We start from the raw sequence: 20,973 nt of genomic DNA, 5'->3' as shown, positions 1-20,973 counted from the left end.
GTCGGCGTTGGCCCCAAGTCTGGAGACACGCGCGAAAACGCACCCCTTTGCGATCACGTGGCGGGCGGCTCCGCGAAGGCGATCTCCGGTGCGCCGCCCTGCTCGAACGGCAGCACGAAGCGGCGCGGCCATGACAGCACGCTCTCCAGCCACCCCGCGCCCATCGTCTGCCCCACGTGCCTGATCCTGGCCGCCGACTCCACGCCGATGGCCACCGTCACGATGTCCCGCTGCACGCCCTCGTGCTCGTCGTCCCCGAGGATCACCCGCCAGGCCAGCGCCCGGTTGTGGTCCACCTCCATCGACAGCGGATGGTGGCGCAGCGCCTTGGCGCGGTGGCCGAGCAGCTCGGGCTCGACGGAGCCGGGGCCGGTGCCGCCGGGCTGGCGGAACAGGGCGTACTCCATGGGGGGCGCGGGGCTGCGCAGGTTCGGGGCCGGCTGCCCGTACGGGAAGAGCCTGTCGACCTCGTGCAGCCAGCGCACCTGCGGGATGACCCACGAGGCGCCGGGGCGCTCCCCGCCGCTGTCGAGGCCCGCGAGCAGGCGGGTGGCCGTCCCGGCGGCCTTCTCGGTCAGCAGGGCCGGGTCGAACCACGTGCGCAGCGACCAGGCCCGCCGCTGCACCGAGCGTTCGACCAGGGTGGCGAGCAGGCACTCGCGGCGCCGCGCCGGCAGGTCCGACCAGGCGGCCGACAGGGCGCGCGGCACGCCTGGCAGCGGCCGGTTGCCGACGAAGGCCAGCACCACCGTGTCGCACCAGATGCGCAGCCACGCCCACTCGGCCGCGCCGGCCAGCACGTCGGCCTCGCGCAGCTCCACCAGCGTGCACGCCTGCCCGGTGCGGCACTGCGCGCCGCAGGCCGCCGAGCGGCGGCCGCGGATCGGCGGCGGCGGGCCGGGCAGCGCCTTCTCCCTGGACTCCCCCAGCGGTACGCGCACCCGCAGCGGCCGGTCCATCCCGTCGGCGAACACGGCGGCCGAGCCCGGCTGCAGCGAGACCACGTGGCGGGACTGCTCGTCGCTCAGGTTCATCGCGGCGCCGACGAGCTGCCTGTCGTCCTCGGCGGGCAGCCGGTGCACGACCTTCAGCGCGGTGTTCTTGACGACGTCGGAGACGAGCTTGGTGGGGATCTGCTCGGCCACCACGATGCCCTCCCCGTACGCCCTGATCTCGGCGAGCATCCCGGCCAGCAGCTCCACGGCGTGGGTGGAGGCCCGGCCGTGACCGCGGTCGCGCAGCAGCCGGTGCGCCTCCTCGATGACGATGACGTGGCGCAGCTCGCCGGAGCGCTCGCGCCTGGCCCGCATGCGCAGGTGCTCCACGATCCGGATGATCAGCGTGCCCATCAGGAACGCCTTGTCCTCGTCGTTGGCCACGTCCTCGATCGCCAGCACGACCTGGCGTTCCAGCAGGCCGCCGATGTCGGCGGGGTGGCCGCCCTCGAAGAAGCGCCCGGCGGAGCCGACGCGCAGCGAGCGCAGCCGCAGCGAGATGAAGCCCTCGACGTCCGCCTGCACCTCGCGGCCGTAGCCGATCTCCTTGATCACGTCCATGGCGTGCTGCTGGAGCTGTTCGAGGGTGGGGATGCTGGGCGGCACGTTCGAGCCGGGCACGGCGCCGCCGGTGACCACGTCCCAGCCGGTCGCCTCGTAGACGCGCTGCAGCGCCAGCGACATGATCTGCGGGAACGGCTCCTCGGCGTCGAACGCGGCCATGAACAGCGCCCTGACCATGTCGATGTGCGCCTGGACGGGGTAGCCGGGCTCGGGTTCGAGCGGGTTGACGCTGAACGGCACGCCGTCGGGCGCCGAGGGGTTGATCACGGTGACGGGGTCGTCCACGCGGCCTGCCATGGCGGCGTACTCGGACTTGGCCGGCTCGATGGCCAGCCACGGGATGCGCGCCCTGCTGAGCTGCTCCAGCAGGTGCCGCACGGTCTGCGACTTGCCGGAGCCGGTCGCGCCCGTGACGAACGCGTGCCGGTTCAGCGTGGCCAGCGGCACCCGGAACGAGCCGACGCCGCGGTCCTGGCCGTCGAGGATCTCCCCCAGCTCCAGCTCGCCGCCCTCCGACTCCGAGGTCACGTCGAAGAAGCCCGACTCCAGCACCCGTACGCCCGGCACCTCCCGCCTGGGCAGCCCGGCCAGCGCGGCCAGCGCACCCGCGGTGGCGGCGAACGGGGCGGCGGCGCCGTCGGCCGGGTCCTGCATGGTGATGGCCAGCGCCTCGGGCAGCGAGTACGCCGCGCCGTGCGAGCTGCGCAGCCGGTACGGATGCTGGCTCATCTCCACGGACCCGACGAGCACCGGCGCGATCTGCCGCAGCTCGTCGGCCGTGGCCCCGCCGGCCAGCACGCGCACGTTCCACAGCCCCGCCTCGCGGAAGGCGTCCAGCTCCTGCATGCGGCGCTCGGCCCGCTCGGCGTCGAAGCGGGAGCGCTCGGAGGCGTCGCCGTACTGCCGCAGCACGTTGAGCTGCGTACGCAGGTGCGCCACCTCGGCGTCCAGCAGGTCGGTCGGCTCGGCCACCACCAGCCAGGCGAACGGCCGCGACATCAGCGTCACCAGCGTCGACTCGAACAGCGTGGGCCGCTTCAGCTCGTCGGGGTCGAACTCGCGCCCCCTGCTGCCCAGCGGCGGCGCCTGCCGCCCCGGGCACGGCGTCCACACCAGATCGGCCAGGTCGGCCAGGTACTCCTCGTTCAGCCGCATCCCCCGCGCACCCCCGGGGAACAGCAGCGGCTGCGGCCCGCTCGGCTCGTCGGGCAGGTCCGTGGACCTGCGTGGCTGGCGCGGTGGCGACAGCGGTCCTGCGTTGGTGATGAGTTCGAGCGGCGCCCCCGAGCCTCGCGACAACCATCCGATGACGAACGGCCGGTCGCGCTGCGCCGCCGACAGCACCGCGGGAAGCACGGTGACGAAATCCCACTCCGCCGACGAGCTTCGCGAGGGTGCTGCGATCGACTGAATTCGATACCAGGGCCCGCTCAGCGAGACACTCGGCTGCATTTCAATCCCCCACAGACGGTTCTTTGTTAAATTCCGCCAACCGTCAGCTCGTCACGTTGACATTGACCATGTCATTGCCTGCCCTTGCGCCAGTCCAGGCGTGGCGGTGGTGGCCCGAGGTTCGGCGGCGGCTCCCCGTTGCCGTCCACGGCCTGCGGGTCCAGCGCCAGCACGGCCTCGCGGACGTCCTCCAGCTCGCCGAGCGTGGTCTTGGGGAAGGTGAGGATGGCCGGGTTGGCGTCCGCGAGGCGTACGCGGCGGCCGTCCGCGGTGGCGTCCGTGACGATCACGGACGTCGTGGGGAGTTGCTGGAGCCGGTGCGGCTCGACCAGGAACTCGCGCGAGCGCTGCAGCACCCGCTCCTTCTCTGAGATCTTGTCGGCGGTCCTGCCCCACTCGGTGGACTCGGTGATGTCCTCCGCCAGGTCCGTGTGCTCGCCGTCGCGCTGCTCCCGCTCGTCCTCGACCTGGCAGATCGTGGAGGTGTAGCCGCCGTCCAGGCCCGGCAGCGACTCGCTGATCGTCTCGGTGAGCTGGGCCAGCTCCAGCCGGTGCTCGGTGCCGACGTGCTCGCTGGCGACCCGCGCGTCCTCGGCGTTGCCGAGCCGCATGAACGCGACCGCGGCGTGCCCCCTGCCGAGCCGCTCGCGCACGGTCGGGGTCAGCGAGCGGTAGGTCAGGACGAGCCCGGTACGGGAGGTCTCACAGGCGTCCATCAGCCGGTCGAGCACGTCGCCCCTGAGCTTGTCGGCGCCCGCCACGATGATCGTGTGGTACCAGGGCCGGTCGGAGGAGGGCGACTGGCGCAGGATGTGGGTCAGCGCCGTGGCCACGTACGTGCCGAGCACGCGGTTGCCGAACACGCCTGCCTGCCGGTCCATGCTCACCACCCGCAGCCTGGCGGGCGGCAGCCGTACGGCCTGGGTGCCGAGCGTCTCCAGCTTGCGTAACTGCGACTCCAGCGCCCAGGCCCGCTCGATCACCACCCGGTCGCTCACCCCGCGCCCGAACAGCGTGCCGATGCGTTCCAGCTGAGTCGCGGTGATCAGCCCGAACCGCAGGTCGTCACGCGGGTCGCCGACCTGCGCCAGCGCGCGCAGGGCGGCGGTCACCTGGCTGATCGTGGCGTTCTCGCCGAGCACCTCCAGCACCCGCTCCAGGATCGCGTTGTCGAAGCTGAGGTCGCGGGTGCTGCGCTGCTCCTCGCTCACGCTCACCACGTGGGCCAGCACGTCCGCGAACGCCTCGGGCTTGAGCGTGGCGCCCAGGTCGAGCCGGGGCAGGTCCACGGGCAGCACCCAGACCAGCGGGTCGTCACCGCCCTTGCGGGCCAGCTCGATGAGGTCCTTGGCGATCGCGCCCTCCGACAGGTCGAGCACGGTCAGGTGCCCGCCGCTGTAGAGCCGGGTGGCGCCCAGCAGCGTCACCAGCGCGGACCAGCCCGGCAGCGTGCCACCCGCCACGTCGATGCGGTCGATCTCGTCGGGCACCGCCACCGCGTACCAGGTGAGCTGCCTGTCGTGGCGCTCCTTGGACTCCTGCCACTCCCGGTAGCGCTCGGCGTGCTCCTCCTGGGCGCGGAACAGGTCCTTGTCGCGTTCCCTGCGCTGCCGCTCGTCCCTGGCCTGCTGCTCCAGCACGCGGTACTTGACCGCCCTGTCGCCCTGCAGCAGCGCGTAGCTGAGGATGGCCGCCACACCCCCGGCGGCGACGAGCGCGACCACCGCGAACGACCAGGCCAGGTAGCCGGCCAGGGCGGCGGCGAGGATGACCACGGACATGGCCAGCATGAACAGGCGCAGGAAGCGGACCGGCCGGTTGAGCATGTCCTCCTGCATGCGCTCGCGGCGCAGCAGCTCCTGCTCGGCGGGGTCGGGCCCCTCGGCCGCCGGCGTCTCCTCGACGGGGGAGGGTCGTTTGGGTGGCGGGCCCGGGTCCGGATGCAGCAGGATGTACTGCCAGCCCAGGTAGATGCGGTCCGCCTGGAGCTGGGCATGCTCGGGATGCACGTCCGTCACGTGACCCTCCGGCCGCCGATATGTCATGAGGAGTGGGGGTCAGCCCTTTCCGCTCCGTGACAGCGTATGAGTTGCAACCGCTATAGCGGCAGGGTTTCTCGGCAATTCGACCTGTCCGATGGGAGCATTGCGGCAGATGGGACAAGCGAGACCTATTACCATCCTTACCCATGACGGAACCCTCCGGCGGCAGCACTGACAAGCCGAGACGCCCGGTAGCGGTGCCCGCCGTGGCCCTGGTGGCCATCACCGCCATCGGCATCACCGCGTTGCTGGGCGGGCTGAACGAGACGCCCGACGCGCCGGACCCGCTCGGCGCGGGCGCGGTGCTCGACCAGGGCCTGTATTCCACCAAGTTCGTCGAGTCGCGGCTGAAGATCGAGCCGGCCCAGAACGAGTGGGACGAGGAGAAGCGGTTCGTGGAGCTGATCTTCGACGTCACCAACAAGGGGGACGAGACCGTCTCCGTCGGCCTGCCTCCCCAGAAGATCGAGCAGGCCTTCACCTACACCTCCTTCGCGGGCTCGCTGGTCAAGATCTCCCCGGCCTTCGACAAGGACGCGGGCCCCTTCGCCTTCGGCCTCAGCAAGGGCGGCGAGACCGGCCAGCTCCACCCGGGCGTGCCCACCCAGGTCGTCCTGCGCTTCAAACTGAAGGAGAACGAGCAGCCGCCGGAGCAGGTGACGCTCGACGTGGCCTCCTTCGAGTTCGAGTCCCAGTTCAACGACAACGTGGCCGCCTGGCAGATGGTCTCCGAGGAAGTGGGCGACAAGCACCTGCCCGAGATCAAGGCCCGGGTGACCATGCCGGTCAAGCAGGGCGGCGCGGCATGACCGCCACCGAGCCGAGATCGGCGGTCAGCGGCGCTCCCGCGCGGCGCGGCAGGCGGGCCGGGCGGCGGCAGGGCGGCGGCTCCCGGTGGCTGAACGCGCTCGCCGGGCTGGTGCTGGTCGCGGGCGCCGTCGGGCTCCAGGCGCTGCACATGAGCGAGGGCGAGGCCGCGGACGCGCTCGTCTACACCGGGGCGAAGGGCGAGGACGTGGACGCGCGGCGGTTCACCGCGCGGGTGGACTCGTTCGCGGTGGCGAAGGCCATCCAGGACAGCAGCTCGACCATCGGGACCGACAACCTCTTCCTCGTCGTCAGCGTCTCCGCCAAGTCGAGCCTCAAGCCGTACCACATGCGGGAGGCGGTGCTGGTCACGGCCGACGGCAAGAAGTTCGCCGCCACCGACCGCGTGGACAGCACCCTCACCCTGGCCAACACCTGGGTCCAGCCGGACATCTGGGTCAGCGGGCGGTTCGTCTTCGAGGTGCCGGCCTCGGCATTGCCCGGCGCGAGCGTCCTGCTCGGGCTGGGGACGTCCGTCCTGGTGGAGTCGTACCGGCCGCAGGTGCAGGTGGATCTGGGGCTGGACGAGGAGGGCGCGCGCAAGCTGGCCGCCTCGCCGCAGGACGTCTACTCCGTCGTGAAGAAGTGATCGGGACATGAGCACGAACGACGAGCGCGACTGGTTCGCGCCGCGCAACGACCGGCTTCCTGACGACACCGTGCCCCATCCGGCGGTCCCAGCGGCCGATCAGGTCCCACCGGCCGATCAGGCTCCGCCGCCCAGCCAGGCCCCGCCGCCCGGACTCGGGGCGCCTCCTGCTCCTGCGCAGCGGGGTCACGGCGTGCTTCCTGACCCTGCCGGACCGCCGTACGGCCACGGCGCGCAGCCTGCCTCGGCCGGACCGCAGCGCGGTCACGGCGCGTTTCCCGGCCCGGCCGCACCGCAGCCCGGTCACGGCGCGTTTCCCGGCCCGGCCGCACCGCAGCCCGGTGACGATTCGGTCGTGCCACCGTCCGGCCCTGAGTCGGCGCCGCGCCACGCCATGCCGCCCTCCGGCTTCGGCGCGGCTCCGGGGCCCGGCGTGCCGCCCTCCGGCTTCGACGCGGACTCCGGCCCGACGCCGCCGCCCGGGCAGGCTCCGCCGCGCAGTCCGGTGACGCCGCCCGGTCTCGGCGCGCCTCCCGGTGCGACGCCGCCGCCTGAGTGGGGGCCGGTGCCTCGTCGCGGGCGGCATGGCCGGGCGATGCCTCCGGAGCCGCAGCCGCCATACGCGCCGGAGTCGCCGTACGGGCCGCAGCCGCCGTACGCGCCGGAGTCGCCGTACGGGCAGGGGCCCACGCAACCCCACAGGAGCCCGCGCCCTCAGCGCGGGCCGCGTCCGCAAGGCCCGCCGCACGGATTCGGCGCGCCCGCGAGCCCTCCCCGGCACGCTCCCTCCTCCGACCACCAGGTCTGGCCCCCGGCCCGGCGTGAGCCCGTCGGCGGCGCCACCCAGCCGATCCCGGCCATCCGGCCGACGGCGGGAACGGCCTCCGGCACGGCCAGGTTCGGCGCCCCACAGCCCCCCGGCGCCCAACCGCCCGGCGCCCAACCGCCCGGCGCGCACCCAGCCGGCGCCCAGTCACCCGGCACCCAACCATCCGGCACCCAACCATCCGCCGACCCCGAACAGCCCGCCACCCCGTCGCCCAACGGCTCGGCATCGCCCACCACCCCCCGCTCCAGGCGCCGCCGCACCGCCCTGATCGCCGCAGGCGCGATCGTCGCGTCGCTGCTCGTCACGGCAGGCCAGACCTACGACGGCTACCTCTTCTACGAGAAGTCCAGCGAGAGCCGCAAGGACACCCAGGAGACCATCGTCCCCGCCGGCCAGGCAGGCAAGGTGCACAACACCGAGTACCGGGCCACGGTCGCCACCACCGAGGCACCGGAGGGCAGCAAGCCGCGCCCCGGCGCGACCTGGATGAAGGTCGAGATCACCAAGAAGGTCCTGGACGAGGCGCACGCCACGATGACGGCCGGGCCCACGGAGGTGCAGCTGAGGGACGCCGCGGGCCGTACCTGGGTGGTCGAGACGCAGCCGGTCGGCGACGCGCCGATCGACAAGGTCGTGGTGGGCAAGGAGTACAGGATTCAGGGGCTGGCGATCGTGCCGGCCCCGGTGGCGAACGAGGTCCAGCTCAGCTTCCGCCCCAGCGCCTACCGCTCGGACACGCCGACGGGGGACCTGTTCGACAGGAAGGCGATGGAGAAGGCCGAGAAGGACGACGTGGTGCTGGTGTTCAGACGTCGCTGAGCGGCTCTCCGCTGAGACGGGCGCGGGTGGCGGCGATGTCGTACGTGGCCGCCAGAATGGCCATGCCCAGCACGGTCACCACCAGGTCGAGCACGAAAGACAGCGGCGGCCCCTGGTAGGCCCACACCCACTCGGCCTCGGTGCCGACGAGGTGCCTGATCCAGCGGTCGGCGTACTCGCCGGCCACCGTCACGCCCACGTAGCACAGGCACATCATGCCGAACAGCGGCGCGCCCGCCCTGAACACCATCCGCAGCGAGTTGGCCAGCGGCACCCAGCGGTCCCTGAACCCGCCGGTGACCTGGTCGAACGACCGCTGCGTGAGGTCGTGGCTGCCTTCCAGGCGGTCCACGCCCTTCTCCAGTCTGGTGCCCTTGACCAGGGCGCGGGTGTCGTCGGAGTAGGCGCCGAAGACGAGCATGGCGACGGTGAGCCAGGCGAGCGGGACGGCGACGGCGTCCAGGAACAGCGGCCAGACGTCGCCGAACCAGCTCGTGAGGTCGTCCCAGACCGGGATCTTCTCCTGGGCCTCGGCCCAGACCTCCGTGGTGCCCTCGACGACGCTGCGGTGCGTGACCCACTCGGAACGCGCGTCGGCGAACGCGACCGTGGCGTTCAGCCCGTAGAAGACGAACGCGAACTCGGAGAAGGCGGCGGCGAAGCCGTAGAACCCGCTCCTGCCCTTCTCCACCAGCTTCGCGAAGAACATCTTCAGAGCGAACATGACGACCATCGCCCCGAGCGACACCCGCCAGTCGAGATCGGTGAGCCCCTGCCCGACATCGGAGTCCTCGCCGAACCAGGAGGCTTCCGTCATGTCGTAGAAGTGGTGGAACAGGTCCATCTGGTAGATGTCGCGGGCGTCCTCCACGTGGAACCCCCACGCCAGGTAGAGCACCGCGAAGGCGGGGGCCACCCGGTCGAGCGTCCGGAAGAACTTCTCGTTCGCCACACCCTCGTCGGTCCGGGCGCGGATCTCCCAGAGGGCGCCACGCAGGGTGTAGAGCATGCCGGTGGTGACGGTCATCGCCACCAGGATGATGATCGTCAGCAGGGTCATGACACCCACGAGCCGTACCTGCCGCCAGTCGCCGTAGGCCACCTCGACGGCGCCGTACAGCAGCACGAAGCGCGCCAGCTCGCCGACGGCGAACCAGCACATCAACGGCAGGGCACATCTGCCCGCCAGGCGAAGGGCGTGCAGGGGCAGCGAGTACGGCGACGGCAGTGGCTGAGCCGGCGTAGGCCCAGGTCGCGGGGGTGCCGTCACACCTGTCGATCCGGACATCTGTGGAATCGTATCGGTCTGTCCCTTGCGGCGCAGCAGCAACCTGGCAACTGCGCTACTCTCCGCAGATCGATCATGAACGGCCCGCGATCACCCATCGTAGGCGGACGACGAATCACGGCGGCACGTCCGCATGGTGCTTGAAGGTGCGGCAATATGGCTGTATGGAGCCGCAGCCCGCACTCGACACCGATCCGCGCGTGGTGGGAGACCGGCTGCGGCGGCTGCGACAGGCGCGCGGCGTCTCGCTCTCCGAGCTGGCCAAGCGCGCCGGCATCGGCAAGGCCACGCTGTCGGGCGTGGAGACCGGCACCCGCAACCCCACCCTGGAGACGCTGTGGGCCATCACGGCGCAGCTCGGGGTGCCGATCGGGGCCATCCTCGACGCGCCGCCCGAGCCGCAGATCATGCGGGGCACCGCCATCGAGGCCGAGCTGCTCGAGGTGTTCGAGGACGACCGGGTCACCTACGAGCTGTACCGCGTGCGCATCCCGCCGGGGCTCACCCAGACCTCGCCCGCGCATCACCAGGGCGTCAGCGAGCACATCACGGTCTTCACCGGGACGCTCAGCGCCGGGCCCATCGACGAGCCGCTCACCGCGGGGCCCGGCGACCACATCTCGTGGGTGTCGGACGTGCCGCACGGCTACCGGGCCCACGGGCCCGACGTGGTGCGGGCCACGCTGCTGATCCGCTACCCGACCAAGCCCCTGTGAGCCCCGCGGCCGGTCACGCCGGGGCGTCCTGCGCCGGGCGGCAGGTGCGGCACGGCCGGTAGCCGGCGGCGCGGGCCTGGGCGAGGCTGCGGAAGCCGTGCCGGTGCGCGGCCGTGATGCGCCGCGCGTTGTGGCAGGTCGGGAAGCACACCACCCCGGTCGTGTCGCTGGCCAGGTAGAACACCCGCTCCCCCGCCAGCGCGCGGAGCCCGTCCAGGTCCACCCCCTCCGCCAGCAGCAGCCGCTCCTTGGCCGGCGCGCCGAAGACGTACTCGCCCACCATCCCGTCCGAGCGGGTGACCCGGTGGCACGGGATGAGCAGGGGCACCGGGTTGCGCCCGAGCGCGGTCCCGACGGCCCGTACGGCCCTGGGGTTGCCGATGCGGGCGGCGATCCACGAGTAGGGGCGGACCTCGCCGCGCGGGATCTCCCGCGCCGCCTCCAGGACGGAACGCTGGAAGGCGCTCACCCCGCGTAGATCCAGCCGCAGCCCCGACAGGCGGCCGGTGCGCAGGGCGGGCAGCAGCCCGGCGGGCGGGCGGGCGGCGGGCAGCAGCGGGCGGCCGAAGCGCTCCCTGAACGCCTGTGAGAAGCCCTCGCCGGCGTGCACGTAGGCGACGCCGTGATCGGTGTACGCCACCGCCAGCTCGCCGATCGGCGCCGGCACGCGGACCCACCGGGCCGCGATCCGGTCGAGCAGGCTCTCCGGCGGCTCCACGGCGAGTGCCGCGAGTCCGGTGAGCAGGGGATCCTGAGTCATCGGGCACCTCCCAGTGCGCGTAGCCGCCTCAACCCCCTGGACACGTGCGACTTGACCGTGCCCTGGGGGATCTGCAACACCGTGGCGATCTCGCTGACCGGCAGGTCCACCACGTGCCGCAGCACGACGGCGGCCCGCTGCTCGTCGGGGAGCCGCCCCAGCAGCGCGGCCAGCTCGTCGCCGGTCTCGCGGCGGACGGCGGCCGCCTCGACGTCCTCGCCGGGGTCGGCGCTGTCCACCGGCTCCTCCATCAGGTCGGTGGGCGGCCTGCGGGACTTGGCCCGGGCGCAGTTGCGCCAGACGTTCATGAGGATCGTCATCAGCCAGGCGCGTGGTTGCAGCCCGGCGATGCGCTCCGGCGAGTACCCGGACAGGGCCCGGTACGCCCGCAGGAACGCCTCCGCCGTGTAGTCCTCGGCGTCGGCCCAGCGCCCGCTCAGCCGCAGCGCGGTCGAGAAGACCAGGCCGCGGTAGGCGCCGTACAGCTCGGCGAAGCCCTCGTCGAGGTCGTCGAGCAGCGCCTTGCGCACCGGGTCGGGACAGTCGGTTTCAGCCACGCTCACTACAACACCGCGAAGCGCCCAGCGGTTGCACGCGACAGCGCCGCGACACCGCCGCCCTCACGCGAAAGGCCCGCCCTCACGCGAAAGGCCCGCCCTCACGCGAAAGGCCCGGCCTCACGCGAAAGGCCCGCGTTCCCGTGAAGGGAACGCGGGCCATGAAGTCCTGCGGTGCTCAGACGGCCACCGCGAGCTGGGCGACCTCGCCCAGCTTGGCCTCGACCTGAACGTCCCTGGTGACGCCGCCGCCCGCGATGATGCGGACGGTCCAGTCACCGGGAGCGGCGAAGAAGCGGAAGACGCCGTCCTCGGAGACCACGACCTCGCCGGTGAACTCACCGGAGTGGTCGAGCAGCCGCGCGTACGCCGTGCCGGCGCCGGTCACGACGCCCTGGATCACGGCCTGGTTGGTCAGATCGATCCCGGCGGGCAGCGCGACGGTCTGCTCCGGCGCGCCGCAACCCTGTGCTGCAGCCGACATCAGCGGGCCTCCCCAAGCTCGATCGGCACGCCCACGAGCGAGCCGTATTCGGTCCACGAACCGTCGTAGTTCTTCACGTTGGACTGCTCGAGCAGCTCGTGCAGCACGAACCAGGTGTGCGCCGAGCGCTCGCCGATGCGGCAGTAGGCGATGGTGTCCTTGCCGAAGTCGACTCCGGCCTCCTGGTAGAGGCTGCGCAGGTCGTCGTCGGACTTGAAGGTGCCGTCGTCGTTCGCGGCCTTGGACCACGGGATGTTGCGGGCGGTGGGCACGTGGCCGCCGCGCTGGGCCTGCTCCTGCGGGAGGTGGGCCGGGGCGAGCAGCTTGCCGGTGAACTCGTCGGGCGAGCGCACGTCGACCAGGTTGAGCTTGCCGATGGCGGACACCACGTCGTCGCGGAAGGCGCGGATCGCGGTGTCCTGCTCCTGGGCGACGTACTGGGTCTTGGCCCGCTGCGGCACGTCCTTCACCAGCTCGCGCGAGTCGAGCTCCCACTTCTTGCGCCCGCCGTCGAGCAGCTTCACGTTCTCGTGGCCGTACAGCTTGAAGTACCAGTACGCATAGGCGGCGAACCAGTTGTTGTTGCCGCCGTACAGCACGACGGTGTCATCGTTGGCGATGCCCCGGTCGGACAGCAGCGCCTCGAAACCGGTCTTGTCCACGAAGTCGCGACGCACAGGGTCCTGCAGGTCGTTGCGCCAGTCGACCTTCACGGCACCACGGATGTGGCCCTTGTCGTAGGCGCTGACGTCCTCGTCGACCTCGACGAGGACGACTCCGGGGGTGTCGAGGTTGGCCTCGACCCAGTCGGCGTCCACCAGGGCGGCGGAGCGGCTCATTGGGATACCTCCATGTTGGCGGCGGGCAGTAGTCGGCGAATGAGCGGGTACGTTGCGCAGCCGAGGCAGAATCCGATGGCTGCGTTGAGGAAGGCGGCGAGGAGAGCCGCGGCCGTGGGGTCCGTTGTGGAACGCTCCGGACGAGCACCTCGAAGAGCATCGCCTACGACGAGCGCCGACGCGCTCCGAGCGCGAGCACCACCGCCCGGGCGGCGGACAGCCGGAAGGCTCCCCGTCAGCAGGACGGAGACGGGGACCAGGGTGGTGACGGCCGCGCCGAAGCGCAGCGCTCTAGGATCGGCACGCATCGCGGGATGCTCCTGAAGGGTCGATTGGGGCGGATCACAGGTCCGCGCGAGATCGTCCTCAGGCAGCGCGACAGAGCGCGGTGGCGACGCGGCAGAAATCAACCGCGCGCCGCTTCGTCAGCAGCTCTGTCGATGGGTTCATGGCGACGACACTACTCGGCGTCTCGTCATCTGTCACATCTCGTCCGGTTGGTGAGACAACTTGTGAGACGGCTCACAGTCAGGATCACGGTACGGCCGCCGCCAGAGCGGCCAGCACGTCGGCCTTGCGCGGCTGCCCGGTGGCCTGCTTGACGATGCCGCCCGCCGCGTCGAGCACCAGCACGGTGGGCGTGCTCGTGACGTCCAGCCTGCGCACGAGGTCGAGCCGGGACTCGGCGTCGATCTCGATGTGCGCGACGCCGGGCACGAGCGCGCTCACGTCCGCCAGGATGCGCCGGGTGGCCCGGCACGGCTGGCAGAAGGCGGTCGAGAACTGCACCAGAGTGGCCCTGTCGCCCAGCCCGGCGCCGAGGTCGTCGGCGGACAACCGCGTGGGCCCGCTCACTTCCCCCGGTCCTTCACGGGCACCTCGACGAGCAGCTTGCCCGCCGTGTCCACGATCTCGAACCTGGCGATCTCCTTGAGCGCCATGCCGGTGCGGAAGCGGAAGATCTTGCCGGTCTCGTAGTCGCCCTGCCGGACGATCCAGCTCTGCGAGCGTTCCTCCCGCCCGTCCACGCCGACCACGACCACCAGGCAGTGGGTGCCCACGGGCACCCCGGTGACCTGCACGCCCAGCTCGGAGCCCGTGGCCGTGGGCCGGACGAGCACGGTGGCGTAGTACTCCTCGGCCTTGTTCTCGTCGCTGAAGGCCACCTCGTCGGACGCCCTGGCCGGCTTCGGGCTGGGCCGGAGCTCGGCCTGCGTCGCGTCCTCGGGGGTCGCGGGGCTCTGCGAGGCCTCCGCGGCCCGCCCGTAGTCCTCAGCGGGGGACTTGGCCTTCTCCTGGCTCTGGTCCCGCAGTACCTGAGGGACCTCCGACGCGGCGGGCGCGGGCGCCTGCGCCGCCGTCGACTCGCCTCCCGAGCCGGTCTGGATCGTCGTCCACACCGTGCCGCCCACGACCACGACCGCCGCCGCGGCCAGCAGCGACATCAGGACGCGCCCGCGCCTGGTCCGCTTGACGCGGTCGTTCAGCAGCCGGTCGAGCACCTGGCGCGGGGGGCTGGCCACCAGCTCCACGTCGCGCTCCGACACCTTGCCCAGGAACGCGCCGACCCCCTCCAGCTCCAGCAGCTCGGCGCCGCACGCGTCGCAGGTCGCCAGGTGGTGGTCGATCTCCAGCGCCTCTTCCGGCTCCAGCGCGCCCAGCGCGTGCGCGCCCAGCGAGATCCGGACCTCCTCGCACGTCATCACGGTGCCAGCCCCCGTTCCTCGAGCGCCAGCTTGAGCGCGCGCAACGCGTAGTAGGTGCGGGACTTCACCGTGCCCGGCGGAATGCCCAGCGTCGCCGACGCCTCCTTCACCGATCGCCCCCGGTAGTAGACCTCCAGCAGCACCTCCCGGTGCTCGGCCCGCAGCGCGGCCAGTGCCTCGGCCACGGCCCACGACTCGACCGCCCGCTCCAGCTCGTCGTCGGCCGGCAGGACAGCCAGCGCCTCGTCGCCCGTCTCCTGCGGCCTGGCCTTCCTGGCGCGATGCTGGTCCACGACGAGATTACGGGCCACCGTGAACAGCCACGCACGGATGGGCTTGCCGGACATCGCCTCGGGATGCCGCCAGGCCCGCAACAGCGTCTCCTGGACGACGTCCTCGGCCCGCCCGGAGTCACCGGTCAGTCGCAGAACGTAGCCGTACAGGGGCCCGGCGTGCTCGTCGAAGAGGGTCTTCACGAGGTCCTCGTCGGCGGTCCCGGCTCTGCTCACACCCTCATCACGTACGACCGGCGCGAGCGGTTCAGCCTCATCCACGAATCGGCACGTCAGTCGCCTCGGCCGAGAACTCCAGCCCTTCGGCCACGCTCCTGACCCCCGTCACCTTCACGTCGAAGGGCAGCTTGCCCTGGAACGGGATCGTGTAGGAGACGAGCCGGGCGACCTGGTCGGGCACGCCCTCGATCTTCTCCGCCTGGACCTTGATCCCGCCGTCGGCGAGCTCGACCCGCATCTCGGCGTTGAACCGCACCTTGCTCACCCCCACCGTGACCTCGCCCGACGCCGTGAGCCGCCGCCCGTTGCCGCCGATCTTGACGCCCTGGGGAGCGTACTTGTCGATGGTGGCCCTGGTCAGAGTGCCGCTGATGGCGACGCGACCGGCCCGGATGTCAGGTCTGTTCTGGATGATGTCCGCCAGCGGGGCCGTCACGTCGTAGGCGGCGCCCCGCAGGTTCTTGACCGGCACGTCGCCGTAGGTGAACGTGCCGAGATTGAACCGTACCTCTGGATAGTGCCCGGAGACGGCTTGAGTGAGAAAGGGGATGCCCTCAATGGTGACGGTCGGCGTGCCGGACAGGTCAGCCGTCGCCGCGATGCGGTTCGCCAGATCACGCTGGACGCCGGCCACGGCGACCCGGTCGACGGCGACAAGGAGAATGACCAGCACGATCAGAAAGACGATCAGCTTGCGCATGGGGCTCCCATGTCTCGAGCGGGGGTCAAGAGACTACCGAGTGGCTCTCTCATTCCCCCACGAAGCACCCATTCACCTGACGGCTCAGCCACCGGCGAAGGGCGGCAGCACCTCCACGGTGGCGCCGTCGCCGAGGACGACCTCCGCGTGGGGGCGCTTGCCGACGGGGGAGCCGTCCACGAGGAACGAGCAGCGCTGCACAACTCTTGCCAGCTCTGACCGATTTTGTGTGATTTTCGTCATCAGTTCACCAAGAGTGACCGCTTCGAACGGTTCCTCGGCGACTCCCGCCGCTTCCTTCGCAGCCGCCCAATAACGCACTTTTCCCGTGGCCATGCCTTGCCTCACAATCCTTTTCTCACTATTGTGCGCCGCCCTTAACGAGCTTGTTCCAAGAGACGCGCTGTTCACCTGCTGGACGCGCAATGGACGCGACTTACTCGTGGGCTATCCTCACCTACAGGACCTGGGCGACGTAGCCCCCGGGTCCTTGCGTGTTTGAGGAGGCCGAAATGAGCAACCTGCTCCTGCTGACCAACGCCCTCGAGCCGTCCGCCGAGGTGCTACCGGCGCTGGGGTTGCTGCTCCACTCGGTCCGGGTCGCCCCGGCTGAGGCGTCCGCCCTCATCGACACCCCGCCGGCCGACGCCGTTCTCGTCGATGCCCGCAAGGAGCTGGTGCAGGCCAAGAGCCTGTGCCGGTTGATCCGCACCACCGGGATCGACTGCCCCCTGCTGGTGATCGTGACCGAGGGCGGGCTGGCCGCGATGACCGCCGAGTGGGGCGTCGACGACGTGCTGCTCGACAGCGCCGGCCCGGCCGAGGTGGAGGCCCGGCTGCGGATGGCCACCGGCCGCATCTCGCAGTCCTCCACGGAGGACGTGCCCGACGAGATCCGCAGCGGGGACCTGTCGATCGACGAGGCCACCTACACGGCGCGGCTGCGCGGCCGCGTGCTCGACCTCACCTTCAAGGAGTTCGAGCTGCTCAAGTACCTCGCCCAGCACCCCGGCAGGGTCTTCACCCGCGCCCAGTTGCTGCAGGAGGTCTGGGGCTACGACTACTTCGGCGGCACCCGGACGGTGGACGTGCACGTGCGGCGGCTGCGCGCCAAGCTCGGCACCGAGTACGAGTCGCTGATCGGCACCGTGCGCAACGTGGGCTACCGTTTCGTCCCCGACCGCACCGACACCGCCGCCGTTTGACCGGCGGCAGCCGATTGACAGCGGGTTCCCGCTGCGCTCCACTGATGTGACAGGTCGTCGCACGGACTGTTTCGCGTCTGTCATGTCGAGGACACCGCCGTCCTTTCAGGGGGTGGTGCCTTCATGGGTCTCTTCGGATCGCTGGTCGACGAGGGCGCCCGCCCGCGCGTGTACCACCGTAACGAGACGATGTGCTCGCCGTTGCGGCCCGACCACAACCTCTACCTGATCGACTCGGGCTACGCCCGCGAGTACACACCGGCGGGCGGGCTCGACGCCCTGCACGACCTGCGCGGCGCGGGCGACCTCGTCGGCGAGCTGGCCTTCTGGAGCCCCGCCGACCGGGTCAGGGTCGACGCGCTGACCGAGGTGCGCGCCCGGCCCATCGACCTGCGGCGGCTGCGCGAGCACGCCTCCGGCAGCCCCGCCGTGGCCAACGCGCTGGTGCAGGAGCTGTTCGCCAGGAACGTGGCCGCCCGCAGGCACGAGGCGCTCTCCCGCGCTCCCGTCGCCGCCCGGCTGGCCGTGTGGCTGCTGCACCTGGACGAGCGGTACGAGCTGGGCTCCGAGCAGGCGCCGCCGCTGACCATGGAGACGCTGGCCGGCCTGGTGGGCAGCTCGGCCGACGTGGTGCAGCGCCAGATCACGCAGTGGACGCAACGGGGCTGGCTGGTCCGGCTGCGGTACCGGCGGCTGCGCGTCGCCGACCCGGCCGCGCTGCGCGGCGCGGCAGGCGGCTACGAGCACCTGTCGGCGCCGTGGGCGGGCCGGGTGCCGCCCTTCCTGGTCCGGCCCGCGGGACCGGCCGAGCCGCTGCCGGTGGGCGAGGTGCCCAAGCCACGCCAGCTCCCCGCCGACATGCCGGACTTCATCGGGCGGCAGCAGAGCCTGGACCTGCTCACCGCCTGGCTGGAGCGGCCACGGCGGACGAACACCATGGTCGTGCAGGGCCTGCCCGGCGTGGGCAAGACCGCGCTGGCGACGCACTGGGGGCACCTGCACGCCGACCGGTTCCCCGACGGGCAGATCGTGATCGACCTGCGGGGCCAGTCGCCGAGCCAGCCGCCGATGAGCACCGTCGAGGCACTCGGGCAGATCCTGCGCTCGCTCGGCATCGGCGAGCCCGCCTCGGACGAGGCCGAGCTGATGCTGCTCTACCGCAGCAGGATCGCCGGGCGGCGGCTGCTGCTCATCCTCGACAACGCCGCCGACCCCGCGCAGGTGCGGACGCTGCTGCCGGGCAGCAAGGACTGCGTGGTGCTGGTCACCAGCAGGACCAGGATGGCGCCGCTGCGCGCCACCGGGCACGCCGACCTGATGGACCTGCCGGTGCTCGACCCGGGCAACGCGGTGGCGCTGCTGGTCGCGGTGCTGGGCGAGGACTCACCGCGGGCCGCCGACCGCGACGCGCTGGCCGAGCTGGCGCGGGTGTGCTCCTACCACCCGTTCGCGCTGCGCATCTCGGCGGCCAAGCTGGCCGAGAATCCCGGGCTCAGCGTCCGGTCCAGGACGCAGGAGCTGCGCCGGCCCGGCCTGCTGCTGGTCGGCGATCCGGAGGAGGCGTTCACCAAGGCGCTCAACCTGGCGTACGAGTCGCTGAGCCCGGCGCAGCGGCGGGCGTTCCGGCACGTCGGGCTGCTGCCGGGGCGGGACTTCACGCCCGAGGTGCTGGCCGCGGCGCTGGGCGTGCCGGTGAGCGAGGCGGTGGTCGCGGTGGCGGGGCTGCACCGGGCGTACCTGGTGGAGCCGCTGCCCGGGCCGCGTTACCGGGTGCACGACCTGGTCAAGCGGCTGGCCAGGGAGCTGGGCAGGCACGCGGAGGCGGGCGTGCGGGAGGCCAGGGCGCGGCTGCTGGATCACTACCTGGCGGTGGCGACGGACCCGGGGACGCCGCGCGAGTGGTTCGAGGCCGAGCGGCGCTCGCTGGTGTCGGCCGTGCGGCTGGCCGGCGAGAGCGGCGCGCACGGCATGGCCTGGCGGCTGGCCGAGGCGGTGTTCGAGCCGTTCAGGCGGCTGCGCTTCTACGAGAACAACCTGGAGGTGCAGCAGGGCGGGCTGACCTCGGCCATGCAGGTGGGCAACCGGCGGGCCGTCGCGCTCATGCGCAGCCGCCTGGGCACCCTGCACCGCGACATCGGCCCCTCCACGCTGGCCGCCAGGCTCATCGGCGAGGCGCTGGCCGACTTCGCCGAGCTGGGCGACCGCGAGGGCCAGGCGCGGGCGCTGAACGAGCTGGCCGAGGTGCACGGCATCGCCGGCAACAGCGAGGACGCGCTGCGGTACGCCGGCGAGGCGCTCGACCTCTACCGGGAGATCGACGACCCGGCCGGGGTGGCGAGCTGCCTGCACACGCTGTCGCGGCTGCACCTGTCGCAGGAGCGCTACGAGCTGGCCCTGCTCCACGCCGGCCAGGCCCTCGACGTGCGCGAGGAGCTCGGCGACCGGCGCGGCACCGCGCAGAGCCTGATCATCCTGGCCACCGTGCAGCGCAACCTGGGCGAGCCGAACGCCGCGCTGTCGGAGGGCCTGGAGGCGCTGTCGATCTGCCACGAGCTGGGCGACGAGCACGCCGAGGCCGAGACGCTGCTGTGCCTGGCCGAGATCTACGACCTGCTGCGGCTGCCGCACGACGCCCGGCGCGACGCCGAGCGCGCGCTGGCCGGCTACACCGCGACCGGCGACCAGTACGGCTGCGGCCGGGCCCTGTGCGCGCTGGGCCGCATCGCCCGCAACGGCTCCCGCTACGACGAGGCACTCGCCTTCTACGAGCAGGCCCTGACGGTGCAGGTCGAGCTGCACCACGAGCAGGGCAAGGCCGAGACGCTCGGCGACATCGGGCTGGTGCACTGGCGGCTGTCGGACTACCTGCGCGCCGACGACTACCTGAGCCAGGCGCTGGCGATCAGCCGGGTGATCCGCGACGGGCCCATCGAGGCACGCATGCTGAACCGGCTGGCGCGGGTGCGGCGGCGGCAGGGGCGGCCGCAGGTGGCCTTCGTGTACGCGCTCGAAGCCCTGGACATCGTGCAGGGCCACGGGAACCGGCGGGCCGAGGCCGACGTGCAGGAGACGCTGACGTACACGTACCTGTCGCTGGGGCAGCCCAAGGCGGCGCTGCGGGCGGCCAGGGCGGCGCTGGCGATCAGAGAGGAGCTGCGCGACAACCGGGGCAGCGCCCTGCTGTCGATGGCGCAGGCGCTGCTCGCGGCGGGCCGCTCGGCGCAGGCGCTGGAGCCCGCCAGGGAGGCGGTCGAGCTGCAGCACGAGACCGGCACCCGCGACCGGTGGGCGGCGACACTCACCACGCTGGCCCTGGTGCTGCTGGACCTGGACAGGCCGGACGAGGCCGTGGTCTGCGCCCGGCAGGCCACGGACGTGCACCGGGAGTGCGGCACCCGGCGCGACCTCGGCTGCGCGCTGCGGGCGCTGGGCCTCGTCTCGGCCCGACTCGGGCACCGGTGGGCGGCCGTCTCCCAGCTCCGGGAGGCCGTGCGCACCCTGGAAGAGGTGGGTGACGTCTTCGAGGCGAAGCAGGTGGCGGAAGAACTCCGGCTTCTCCCTGAAAAGTCGACAAAAGTCGTCAAATCTCGGCCCTGAGGTCGCAGATCTTCTCCGGCCGCTCCCGTTAGCTGGTGACACCAGCTCGCACAACGGAGGTGATCCGGATGCTCAAGAACCATCTGCGGCGAGACCTTCAGTGGCTCAAGCGACAGGCGCGCAAGGACAGACGGATCACCGTCGGGCTGCTCGCCGGGCTCCTGGGGGCCTGGGTGCACCAGGTCCCCGCCGCCGGGGAGGTCTCCTCCTCGCCGGTGCTGCTGGTCATCTCGGCCGTGCTCGCCGTGGGGTCGGGAGCCGCCTGGCTGCTGTCGGCGTACCTGGTGTCGCGGACCCTGCGGGTGCGGCGGGAGCCGGCCGAGGAGCTGCGCTGGATCGCGCGGATCGGCCAGGGCAAGGAGTGGGCGTTCTGCTCGCTGAGCGCCTACGTGGCCTGGCACCTGCTGCAGTTCGTGACGGCGCTGCTGCTCGGCTGAGAGCCGGTGGCGGGG

General features: G+C 71.9%; 21 protein-coding genes. 7 read left to right on the top strand and 14 right to left on the bottom strand.

Features of this window, described 5'->3' with window-relative positions; all coding sequences use genetic code 11:
* Positions 1-53: 53 nt before the first annotated feature.
* Together LCN96_RS03875 and LCN96_RS03870 are read right to left on the bottom strand one after the other, a co-directional pair.
* Positions 54-2,915: an ATP-binding protein gene (locus tag LCN96_RS03875; protein ID WP_225271213.1), complete on the bottom strand. Its 2,862-nt coding sequence runs from the start codon at positions 2,913-2,915 to the stop codon at positions 54-56.
* Positions 2,916-3,082: 167 nt separating this feature from the next.
* Positions 3,083-5,029: a hypothetical protein gene (locus tag LCN96_RS03870; RefSeq protein WP_225271212.1), complete on the bottom strand. Its 1,947-nt coding sequence runs from the start codon at positions 5,027-5,029 to the stop codon at positions 3,083-3,085.
* Between the two features lie 170 nt (positions 5,030-5,199).
* Here LCN96_RS03870 and LCN96_RS03865 point away from each other — a divergent pair, with 170 nt between their 5' ends.
* The 3 genes from LCN96_RS03865 (at position 5,200) to LCN96_RS03855 (ending at position 8,157) form a co-directional block, all read left to right on the top strand.
* Positions 5,200-5,862, top strand: a complete 663-nt coding sequence (locus LCN96_RS03865) for a hypothetical protein (protein ID WP_225271211.1) — start codon at positions 5,200-5,202, stop codon at positions 5,860-5,862.
* A complete protein-coding gene (locus LCN96_RS03860; protein WP_225271210.1) occupies positions 5,859-6,509 on the top strand; it encodes a hypothetical protein in 651 nt (216 codons plus the stop codon). Before LCN96_RS03865 ends, LCN96_RS03860 begins: the two co-directional genes overlap by 4 nt.
* A 595-nt stretch (positions 6,510-7,104) precedes the next feature.
* Positions 7,105-8,157, top strand: a complete 1,053-nt coding sequence (locus LCN96_RS03855) for a hypothetical protein (RefSeq protein ID WP_225276300.1) — start codon at positions 7,105-7,107, stop codon at positions 8,155-8,157.
* Here LCN96_RS03855 and LCN96_RS03850 read toward each other — a convergent pair.
* Complete coding sequence (locus LCN96_RS03850) at positions 8,144-9,319, bottom strand: hypothetical protein (RefSeq protein WP_225271209.1); 1,176 nt, start codon at positions 9,317-9,319, stop codon at positions 8,144-8,146. The genes LCN96_RS03855 and LCN96_RS03850 overlap by 14 nt on opposite strands.
* A 290-nt stretch (positions 9,320-9,609) precedes the next feature.
* Between LCN96_RS03850 and LCN96_RS03845 the strand changes: the two genes are divergently transcribed.
* Positions 9,610-10,161, top strand: a complete 552-nt coding sequence (locus tag LCN96_RS03845) for a helix-turn-helix domain-containing protein (RefSeq protein ID WP_225271208.1) — start codon at positions 9,610-9,612, stop codon at positions 10,159-10,161.
* 13 nt (positions 10,162-10,174) lie between these two features.
* On the opposite strand, the gene LCN96_RS03840 is transcribed toward LCN96_RS03845, so the two are convergent.
* From LCN96_RS03840 to LCN96_RS03795, 11 genes are all read right to left on the bottom strand, one after another.
* On the bottom strand, positions 10,175-10,921 hold the full coding sequence (locus LCN96_RS03840; protein WP_225271207.1) for a methylated-DNA--[protein]-cysteine S-methyltransferase: 747 nt from the start codon (positions 10,919-10,921) through the stop codon (positions 10,175-10,177).
* Positions 10,918-11,478: an RNA polymerase sigma factor gene (locus tag LCN96_RS03835; protein WP_225271206.1), complete on the bottom strand. Its 561-nt coding sequence runs from the start codon at positions 11,476-11,478 to the stop codon at positions 10,918-10,920. The genes LCN96_RS03840 and LCN96_RS03835 overlap by 4 nt, the downstream gene beginning before the upstream one ends.
* A 178-nt stretch (positions 11,479-11,656) precedes the next feature.
* On the bottom strand, positions 11,657-11,962 hold the full coding sequence (locus tag LCN96_RS03830; RefSeq protein ID WP_185110452.1) for a DUF1416 domain-containing protein: 306 nt from the start codon (positions 11,960-11,962) through the stop codon (positions 11,657-11,659).
* Complete coding sequence (locus LCN96_RS03825) at positions 11,962-12,801, bottom strand: sulfurtransferase (protein WP_225271205.1); 840 nt, start codon at positions 12,799-12,801, stop codon at positions 11,962-11,964. Before LCN96_RS03825 ends, LCN96_RS03830 begins: the two co-directional genes overlap by 1 nt.
* Positions 12,798-13,109: a DUF4395 family protein gene (locus LCN96_RS03820; RefSeq protein ID WP_225271204.1), complete on the bottom strand. Its 312-nt coding sequence runs from the start codon at positions 13,107-13,109 to the stop codon at positions 12,798-12,800. Before LCN96_RS03820 ends, LCN96_RS03825 begins: the two co-directional genes overlap by 4 nt.
* Before the next feature lie 58 nt (positions 13,110-13,167).
* Entirely contained in the window at positions 13,168-13,251 is an 84-nt protein-coding gene (locus LCN96_RS57315; RefSeq protein WP_350668905.1) for a putative leader peptide, read from the bottom strand.
* A gap of 84 nt (positions 13,252-13,335) precedes the next feature.
* The gene (locus LCN96_RS03815; RefSeq protein WP_225271203.1) at positions 13,336-13,656 is read right to left on the bottom strand and encodes a thioredoxin family protein; all 321 of its coding nucleotides are present in this window, start codon (positions 13,654-13,656) and stop codon (positions 13,336-13,338) included.
* Complete coding sequence (locus tag LCN96_RS03810; protein WP_225275917.1) at positions 13,653-14,504, bottom strand: anti-sigma factor family protein; 852 nt, start codon at positions 14,502-14,504, stop codon at positions 13,653-13,655. The genes LCN96_RS03815 and LCN96_RS03810 overlap by 4 nt, the downstream gene beginning before the upstream one ends.
* On the bottom strand, positions 14,504-15,016 hold the full coding sequence (locus LCN96_RS03805; RefSeq protein ID WP_225271202.1) for a sigma-70 family RNA polymerase sigma factor: 513 nt from the start codon (positions 15,014-15,016) through the stop codon (positions 14,504-14,506). Before LCN96_RS03805 ends, LCN96_RS03810 begins: the two co-directional genes overlap by 1 nt.
* Positions 15,017-15,053: 37 nt before the next feature.
* A complete protein-coding gene (locus tag LCN96_RS03800) occupies positions 15,054-15,719 on the bottom strand; it encodes an LmeA family phospholipid-binding protein (RefSeq protein WP_225271201.1) in 666 nt (221 codons plus the stop codon).
* An 84-nt stretch (positions 15,720-15,803) separates the two neighbouring features.
* Positions 15,804-16,055, bottom strand: coding sequence for a MoaD/ThiS family protein (locus LCN96_RS03795; RefSeq protein WP_225271200.1), 252 nt, complete (start codon positions 16,053-16,055; stop codon positions 15,804-15,806).
* A gap of 176 nt (positions 16,056-16,231) precedes the next feature.
* Between LCN96_RS03795 and LCN96_RS03790 the strand changes: the two genes are divergently transcribed.
* The 3 genes from LCN96_RS03790 to LCN96_RS03780 all read left to right on the top strand — a co-directional run bounded on the left by LCN96_RS03790 (position 16,232) and on the right by LCN96_RS03780 (position 20,958).
* Positions 16,232-16,924 (top strand): response regulator transcription factor, encoded by a 693-nt coding sequence (locus LCN96_RS03790; protein WP_225271199.1) that lies wholly within the window; start codon positions 16,232-16,234, stop codon positions 16,922-16,924.
* Between the two features lie 123 nt (positions 16,925-17,047).
* A complete protein-coding gene (locus LCN96_RS03785; RefSeq protein ID WP_225271198.1) occupies positions 17,048-20,521 on the top strand; it encodes a tetratricopeptide repeat protein in 3,474 nt (1,157 codons plus the stop codon).
* 68 nt (positions 20,522-20,589) lie between these two features.
* Positions 20,590-20,958, top strand: a complete 369-nt coding sequence (locus tag LCN96_RS03780) for a hypothetical protein (protein WP_225271197.1) — start codon at positions 20,590-20,592, stop codon at positions 20,956-20,958.
* Positions 20,959-20,973: the final 15 nt, after the last annotated feature.

It is taken from the genome of Nonomuraea gerenzanensis, from assembly GCF_020215645.1.
GTDB lineage: Bacteria > Actinomycetota > Actinomycetes > Streptosporangiales > Streptosporangiaceae > Nonomuraea > Nonomuraea gerenzanensis.
This window is presented reverse-complemented; position numbering and strand designations above follow the sequence as displayed.

What these genes read in the sequence shown, in the direction of transcription:
- LCN96_RS03785 (WP_225271198.1), top strand. Translation starts at nt 17,048, where the DNA reads ATGGGTCTCTTCGGATCGCTGGTCGACGAGGGCGCCCGCCCGCGCGTG.
- LCN96_RS03795 (WP_225271200.1), bottom strand. Translation starts at nt 16,055, where the DNA reads ATGGCCACGGGAAAAGTGCGTTATTGGGCGGCTGCGAAGGAAGCGGCG.
- LCN96_RS03780 (WP_225271197.1), top strand. Translation starts at nt 20,590, where the DNA reads ATGCTCAAGAACCATCTGCGGCGAGACCTTCAGTGGCTCAAGCGACAG.
- LCN96_RS57315 (WP_350668905.1), bottom strand. Translation starts at nt 13,251, where the DNA reads ATGAACCCATCGACAGAGCTGCTGACGAAGCGGCGCGCGGTTGATTTC.
- LCN96_RS03790 (WP_225271199.1), top strand. Translation starts at nt 16,232, where the DNA reads ATGAGCAACCTGCTCCTGCTGACCAACGCCCTCGAGCCGTCCGCCGAG.
- LCN96_RS03840 (WP_225271207.1), bottom strand. Translation starts at nt 10,921, where the DNA reads ATGACTCAGGATCCCCTGCTCACCGGACTCGCGGCACTCGCCGTGGAG.
- LCN96_RS03855 (WP_225276300.1), top strand. Translation starts at nt 7,105, where the DNA reads ATGCCTCCGGAGCCGCAGCCGCCATACGCGCCGGAGTCGCCGTACGGG.
- LCN96_RS03850 (WP_225271209.1), bottom strand. Translation starts at nt 9,319, where the DNA reads ATGTGCTGGTTCGCCGTCGGCGAGCTGGCGCGCTTCGTGCTGCTGTAC.
- LCN96_RS03820 (WP_225271204.1), bottom strand. Translation starts at nt 13,109, where the DNA reads ATGCGTGCCGATCCTAGAGCGCTGCGCTTCGGCGCGGCCGTCACCACC.
- LCN96_RS03810 (WP_225275917.1), bottom strand. Translation starts at nt 14,504, where the DNA reads ATGACGTGCGAGGAGGTCCGGATCTCGCTGGGCGCGCACGCGCTGGGC.
- LCN96_RS03845 (WP_225271208.1), top strand. Translation starts at nt 9,610, where the DNA reads ATGGAGCCGCAGCCCGCACTCGACACCGATCCGCGCGTGGTGGGAGAC.
- LCN96_RS03860 (WP_225271210.1), top strand. Translation starts at nt 5,859, where the DNA reads ATGACCGCCACCGAGCCGAGATCGGCGGTCAGCGGCGCTCCCGCGCGG.
- LCN96_RS03800 (WP_225271201.1), bottom strand. Translation starts at nt 15,719, where the DNA reads ATGCGCAAGCTGATCGTCTTTCTGATCGTGCTGGTCATTCTCCTTGTC.
- LCN96_RS03865 (WP_225271211.1), top strand. Translation starts at nt 5,200, where the DNA reads ATGACGGAACCCTCCGGCGGCAGCACTGACAAGCCGAGACGCCCGGTA.
- LCN96_RS03825 (WP_225271205.1), bottom strand. Translation starts at nt 12,801, where the DNA reads ATGAGCCGCTCCGCCGCCCTGGTGGACGCCGACTGGGTCGAGGCCAAC.
- LCN96_RS03830 (WP_185110452.1), bottom strand. Translation starts at nt 11,962, where the DNA reads ATGTCGGCTGCAGCACAGGGTTGCGGCGCGCCGGAGCAGACCGTCGCG.